Below are 6,539 nucleotides of genomic sequence, written 5' to 3'. Positions count from 1 at the left end.
AAAAAGCAAGAACAGATAATAAGCAAAATATTAATATTGTAACTGAAGATAAAACCATGCTAAATTAGGGTGGTTTAAGCGGCAATTGTAGTTGTCGTTAACCGGCAAAGATAATTGTCGTTCAATAAAAAAAAGCAGAAAAAGCAAAAAAATGCGATTAATTTTATGCAAGAAGCCACCATTTTCAAACCATTTTCACAAACTGTTGTAGTGTTAAAAAAGATGATTGAACCGAAAACTAAGATATTATATTTAGAATATATTAATGATTATGGAGGCTTTAATTACTTAAAAATTAACATCGATCAATTAGATCCTAAAGAAGCAGCTAAGCTTGCATTAAAAAGAAATGGAGAAATCTTGTGAAAAGAAGTATATTAAGCTTACTTCATTTGAATAATGCACAAATTATGATGTTATTCATTTTAATTTGTTTTATGCCTTCTAGTTTAATAGTAGCAGTACCTCAGCTTAATTATACAGCTAATAATGGTTTTTATTGGAATACACCCACTGTTCCGCAAATTCTTGTAGAAAAACAAGTTACCGTTGCTAAGGCTGAAGTTTGTGACTCAAATGATCAATTTAGTGCAAAACCCATAGTTATTAAGAATACGTCTAATTTGCATATGCCATCAAATTCTCATAATCTTCAGGAGGCCTCAAGAAGTGTCATACCTAATCTAACAGATTACCCTGATGGTATTGAAACTACTTCAGATGGTTATAAAGTCACAAATTGGAAACTTTTTAGCCTAAATGCTTCTACAGTAAGCTATAATCAGTGTTCAATAGTTAATCGTATGCCTGATCTGTGTCTTACCCAACTGACTCTTTCTTATCCCAAAGGATCTAACCCTTTTTATTTTGGCTTTGGCTATCGTATTCCCAGTGGGCAAAGTTGTAAAAATAATACCATTCGTGTTGATTTAGCTGTTTTTGCTCAACGTCTTGGAAAACCTACTTCAAATGGAGGAAACGATACATATGGTTTTTGTAACTGTGGATCCCCCATAAATGGATTTGAGTTTTACACATCCTCAAAGCAAAACACTTCAAAGAAACTTGTTGCAACTGCTAATATTGACTTAATAACTCAAGGCATATCACCTACTAGGAAATGCTCAATAACAACTTCTATAACTGCAAACTTAGGTGGCAGTCAAACTGGCAATGCACTAACTGTCAATTTATCTGTAGCAAACCTTAAAACAATTTTTAGTGGGAACCAATTAACTGCTGGTACCATTCAGATAAATAATAGTTGTGATAACTTAATTGACACAAGAGACACTGCAATTAGCAATCAACTGTTGAGACAAGCAGGGTTTGATGATGCAACGGGGGTATTGAATTTGTTGAGTCAATCAAATGCAAATGGCTTCCCTGTTGGGACCATTGCTCCTTTTGGGCTAGAATTTACTGATAATAATGATAAATTGATTCTACCTGGTACATATATTAACACTCGTGCGACCCCCAGTGGCCAAACAAGCCTTACATGGACAACAACTATTAATGCTGTCCTAGTAAAGAATCCAGCTTCTCCGATTACTCATCTTGTTGATGTTTCTGGCGTTAGTTATGAAGGTAGCTTGAATATATGGCTTGGATTTCAATAATGAACTGGATGTATTAATATGAAAAACAGATGCTTATATATTATTCTGTTATCGGCTTTAATAAAGTTAGTTAATGCTGACAATACACAAACCATTCATTTTACCTTTATCGCGCCTGCTGCAACTTGCACCGTGGAGACTAAAAATGTTACAATTGATTTTGGTTCCATCTCTCCAACCGCGATTACACAAAAAGTACATACGGATGGTACTGTCGTTAATGGAGTTTCTGAAAAAAAAGCGGTCATAAAATTAAGTAATTGCATTCTTTATTCGCAAACGCTTCAAGTTAAGTATACACCTAAGGAAACCAGTCAATCTGGTAAAAATCTGGCGCTTTATACCAACGCAAAAACACCAATAGATTCAGGGTTTGGAGTGAAATTTGAAGATGCTAATAATACAAATGCGGTGATTGATTTTACAGCAACTAATCCAACGCTTAACTTAAAAGATGATGGTGGTGGAAATTATGAAATTAATCTAAACACCATTTTAATTTATGATGGTAATACGACTCCTAGCAATTTAAGTGGAAAAATTAATGGTGCCTTAGCTATACAAATGAACTATACATGAGATTTATTTGGCTCTTTTGCATTTGTTGTGGGTCACGTCCGAGCATTTGGTAGCCGCTTAAATCTAGAGTTAATCGCCTATAAATAATGTCTCTGTTTTGAAGAAATCATAACAACGTCTTTTGACGGCGCCGTTGAATTCAATTCGTTAATCAAAAATCTAAATCCATTTCTTGCATAACAGCATGGCTTTTGTATATAATGCCGCGTCTTTTTATATTTATGCAAAGATTAGATGTTTAAAAAACTACGGAGTAAATAATGGCAACTATTAACCAGTTGGTGCGCAATCCGCGCAAAAAGAAGGTTGTAAAAACGAACGTGCCAGCGTTGAAAGCATGTCCGCAAAGACGTGGTGTATGTACGCGTGTTTATACAACAACCCCTAAGAAACCAAACTCAGCGTTAAGAAAAGTAGCGCGTGTGAGATTAACTAGCGGTTTTGAAGTAACGACTTATATTGGTGGTGAAGGTCATAACCTACAAGAGCATAGCGTTATTTTGATTCGCGGTGGTCGTGTAAAAGACTTACCAGGTGTGCGTTATCACACAGTTCGCGGTGCGCTTGATACTTCAGGTGTTAAAGACCGTAAACAAGCACGCTCTAAGTACGGTACTAAGCGTCCTAAAGCATAAGTTTAATTTGTATTTAAAGGAAATATAAAATGTCTAGAAGAAATCGAGCACCAAAGCGCGAAGTGTTGCCAGATCCGAAGTTTAAAAGCGAGATCGTTGCAAAATTTATCAATCACATCATGTTATCAGGTAAAAAGTCTGTAGCCGAGAAAATTGTCTATGGTGCTTTTGACCAAATCGAAACTAAAAAATCAGGTGAAAAAGCGACTGAAGTTTTTGAAAAAGCTTTAGAAGCTGTGGCTCCTATGGTTGAAGTTAAGTCACGCCGTGTTGGTGGTGCTACTTACCAAGTTCCTGTTGAAGTGCGTCCAGAGCGTCAAATGACAATGGCGATGCGTTGGATCATTGATGCTTCACGTAAGCGTAAAGAAAAGAGCATGGCATATCGTGTTGCAGCTGAATTAATGGAAGCTGTTGAAGGTCGAGGCGCTGCTGTTAAGAAGCGCGAAGATACACACAAAATGGCAGAAGCGAACAAAGCATTTGCTCATTTCCGTTGGTAAGATTGGAGAATATTTATGTCACGTACGACAGAACTTGAAAAGTATAGAAATATTGGAATTTGTGCCCACGTAGATGCAGGCAAAACGACGACAACTGAGCGTGTATTGTTCTATACAGGTGTTTCGCACAAAATTGGTGAGGTACATGATGGTGCCGCAACAATGGATTGGATGGAGCAAGAGCAAGAGCGTGGAATTACAATTACCTCTGCTGCTACCACAGTTTTCTGGCAAGGTATGGATCAACAGTTTGATAAGCATCGTATTAATATCATTGATACCCCAGGACACGTTGACTTCACGATTGAAGTAGAGCGTTCTTTGCGTGTGTTGGATGGTGCAGTTGTTGTATTCTGTGGTTCATCAGGTGTAGAGCCACAATCAGAAACAGTATGGCGTCAAGCAAATAAGTATGGCGTACCACGTATCGTTTTTGTTAACAAGATGGATAGAGCAGGTGCGAACTTTGAGCGTGTTGTTGATCAGATTAAAACACGTTTAAAAGCCACTGTAGTCCCAGTACAGTTGAACATTGGTGCCGAAGATGAATTTAAAGGTGTCATTGATCTTGTTCGCATGAAAGCCATCATGTGGAATGAAGAAGATAAAGGCTTAACATACTCTTTGGAAGAAATTCCAGCTGAGCTTCAAGAGCGTGCTGAAGAGCTTCGTCAAGAGATGGTTGAAGCAGCAGCTGAAGCTAGTGAAGAATTGATGGAGAAGTATCTTGAAGGTGGTGAGTTAACAAATGATGAAATTCATGAAGCATTACGTCGCCGTGTTATTGATAATGAAATCGTGTTAGCATTCTGCGGTTCTGCGTTTAAAAACAAGGGTGTACAAGCCGTTCTTGATGGTGTTGTTCGTTACCTGCCGGCACCAAATCAGGTTCCTGCGATTAAAGGTGAATTAGAAGATGGTACTGAGAGCTCTAGAGAGTCTTCAGATGAAGCGCCTTTTGCTTCTTTAGCATTTAAACTTGCAACAGATCCATTTATTGGTAACTTGACATTCGTTCGTGTTTACTCTGGTGTATTAAAGTCAGGTGACTCAGTATATAACCCAGTCAAAGGTAAAAAAGAGCGTATTGGGCGTATTGTTCAGATGCATGCCAATAAACGTGAAGAGCTAAAAGAAGTTCGCGCAGGTGATATTGCAGCTTGTATCGGCTTAAAGCAAGTCACAACGGGTGATACGCTATGCGATGAGAAGCAAATCATTACACTTGAGCGTATGGAGTTTCCTGAGCCAGTTATCTCAGTTGCTGTTGAGCCAAAATCAAAAGCAGACCAAGAGAAAATGTCAATTGCTTTAGGTAAGTTAGCAGCGGAAGATCCATCTTTCAGAGTGCAAACAGATGAAGAGTCAGGCCAAACCATTATTTCAGGTATGGGTGAGCTTCATTTGGATATTATTGTTGATCGTATGAAACGTGAGTTCAAAGTTGAAGCAAATGTTGGTAGCCCACAAGTAGCATATCGCGAAACAATCAAACAAGCGGTTGATGCTGAAGGTAAATTCGTACGTCAATCAGGTGGTCGTGGTCAGTACGGTCACGTATGGGTTAAGCTTGAGCCACAAGAAATGGGCAAAGGCTTTGAGTTCGTTGATCAAATCGTTGGTGGTGTTGTTCCTAGAGAGTATATCGGAGCGGTTGGCAAGGGTATTGAAGAGCAATTACAAAATGGTGTAATCGCTGGCTACCCAATGATCGATGTTAAAGCAACACTTTATGATGGTTCTTACCATGATGTAGATTCATCTGAGATGGCGTTTAAAATCGCAGGTTCTATGGCGGTTAAGTCAGGTGCGCAAAAAGCAACGCCTGTGATCCTTGAGCCTTTGATGAAGGTTGAAGTCGTTACGCCTGAAGAGTACATGGGTGATGTTATTGGTGACTTAAACCGTCGTCGTGGCATGATCGCTGGTATGGATGAAAATCCAAGTGGTAAAGTGGTGAATGCATTGGTGCCATTGGCAGAAATGTTTGGTTATGCAACTAACGTACGTTCCATTTCTCAAGGACGTGCTTCATTCTCTATGGAGTTTGAAAAATATGCAGAAGTACCAAACAACATTGCAGAAGACATCATTAAAAAGCGTAACTCATAATTAGAAGGTTTGAATAAAATGGCAACAAATATTAGTAACCAACGCATTCGCATCCGCTTGAAAGCGTTTGACCATAAATTAATAGATCTTTCAACAAAAGAGATCGTTGAGACAGCCAAAAGAACGGGCGCACAGGTAAAAGGTCCTATTCCTTTACCAGTACGCAAAGAGCGTTTCACTGTGTTGATTTCTCCACACGTTAACAAAGATGCGCGTGATCAATATGAGATCAGAACGCATAAGCGTTTGATCGATATCGTTGAGCCAACTGAAAAAACAGTTGACGCATTAATGAAATTGGATCTTGCTGCTGGTGTTGATGTGCAAATTAGCTTAAGCTAAGACATATATTATCTAAGCTGCTTTTAAAGAGTGGCAATTATTAAAAGCGACCTAGTGTCGCTTTTTTTATATCTGATATCTAGTCAGTTACATCGGTAAAGTGTAGCTGATATAGGCACTTAAACTCGCGCTTGCCGCTACTTTAACATCGTTGCCATCAAGGGAGTCACCGGCACGAATTTTTGCGGTGGATCCAAATAAATAACTAAACTGTCCACCAACATTAATTCCATTTTGGAACTTATAGCCTGCACCAACAACAATGGTTGGTAGGAATTCAGAGTTACTGTTATCAATATTAGGTGCGAAATAGGCGCCTATGTTAGTGAGTCTTTGGTGAACATAAGTTGCGCCACCTTTAACAAAAGCATTAACACCATTAGTGAATGTATATTTACCAGCGACAAGAAGTGGAATATACCATTGGCTAAGCCTTGACTTATCCGAACCATCGGCTTTGAGTGATGCAAGATCATAGCCATAACCAAAGCCAGACTCCAAGCCTAGGCTAATGTGTTGATTTAAAGCAAGGTCATAGCCAATTATGACGCTACTGATCGGTCCGCCTTCTGTTTTTGTGATATTGCTGGCAATGCCACTTGAATCATAGCTAGCAGTCGTAAGCGTCCCACGAACCCCATCTAGAATACTGTTTTAAATCTGGCAAACTGATTGCATTGATAATACAAAGAGCTTTGGTTTATGACGGAAGAACAATGGTATGAGGTCATTAAGCGCTGGGAACA

Annotated in this window: 8 protein-coding genes; 7 read left to right on the top strand and 1 reads right to left on the bottom strand. The window is 38.8% G+C overall.

What is annotated here, in order from left to right:
* Positions 1–165 precede the first annotated feature (165 nt).
* The 7 genes from IE867_RS13830 to rpsJ all read left to right on the top strand — a co-directional run bounded on the left by IE867_RS13830 (position 166) and on the right by rpsJ (position 5,793).
* Positions 166–366: a hypothetical protein gene (locus tag IE867_RS13830; RefSeq protein WP_192485298.1), complete on the top strand. Its 201-nt coding sequence runs from the start codon at positions 166–168 to the stop codon at positions 364–366.
* 26 nt (positions 367–392) lie between these two features.
* On the top strand, positions 393–1,622 hold the full coding sequence (locus tag IE867_RS13825; RefSeq protein WP_192485297.1) for a hypothetical protein: 1,230 nt from the start codon (positions 393–395) through the stop codon (positions 1,620–1,622).
* Positions 1,623–1,640: 18 nt separating this feature from the next.
* The gene (locus IE867_RS13820; RefSeq protein ID WP_192485296.1) at positions 1,641–2,201 is read left to right on the top strand and encodes a fimbrial protein; all 561 of its coding nucleotides are present in this window, start codon (positions 1,641–1,643) and stop codon (positions 2,199–2,201) included.
* A 260-nt stretch (positions 2,202–2,461) separates the two neighbouring features.
* Positions 2,462–2,836, top strand: coding sequence for a 30S ribosomal protein S12 (gene rpsL / locus IE867_RS13815; RefSeq protein ID WP_117002722.1), 375 nt, complete (start codon positions 2,462–2,464; stop codon positions 2,834–2,836).
* A gap of 29 nt (positions 2,837–2,865) precedes the next feature.
* Entirely contained in the window at positions 2,866–3,339 is a 474-nt protein-coding gene (gene rpsG / locus IE867_RS13810) for a 30S ribosomal protein S7 (RefSeq protein WP_192485295.1), read from the top strand.
* 15 nt (positions 3,340–3,354) lie between these two features.
* A complete protein-coding gene (gene fusA / locus IE867_RS13805; protein ID WP_192485294.1) occupies positions 3,355–5,451 on the top strand; it encodes an elongation factor G in 2,097 nt (698 codons plus the stop codon).
* A gap of 18 nt (positions 5,452–5,469) precedes the next feature.
* Positions 5,470–5,793, top strand: coding sequence for a 30S ribosomal protein S10 (rpsJ, locus tag IE867_RS13800; protein WP_225630079.1), 324 nt, complete (start codon positions 5,470–5,472; stop codon positions 5,791–5,793).
* A gap of 87 nt (positions 5,794–5,880) precedes the next feature.
* On the opposite strand, the gene IE867_RS13795 is transcribed toward rpsJ, so the two are convergent.
* Positions 5,881–6,441, bottom strand: coding sequence for an outer membrane protein (locus tag IE867_RS13795; protein WP_192485299.1), 561 nt, complete (start codon positions 6,439–6,441; stop codon positions 5,881–5,883).
* Between the last annotated feature and the right edge of the window lie 98 nt (positions 6,442–6,539).

This window comes from Cysteiniphilum marinum (assembly GCF_014857925.1).
Classification (GTDB): Bacteria; Pseudomonadota; Gammaproteobacteria; order Francisellales; family Francisellaceae; genus Caedibacter; species Caedibacter marinus.
Note: the sequence above shows the minus strand (reverse complement) of the source record. Positions and strands in the feature narration are given on the sequence as shown.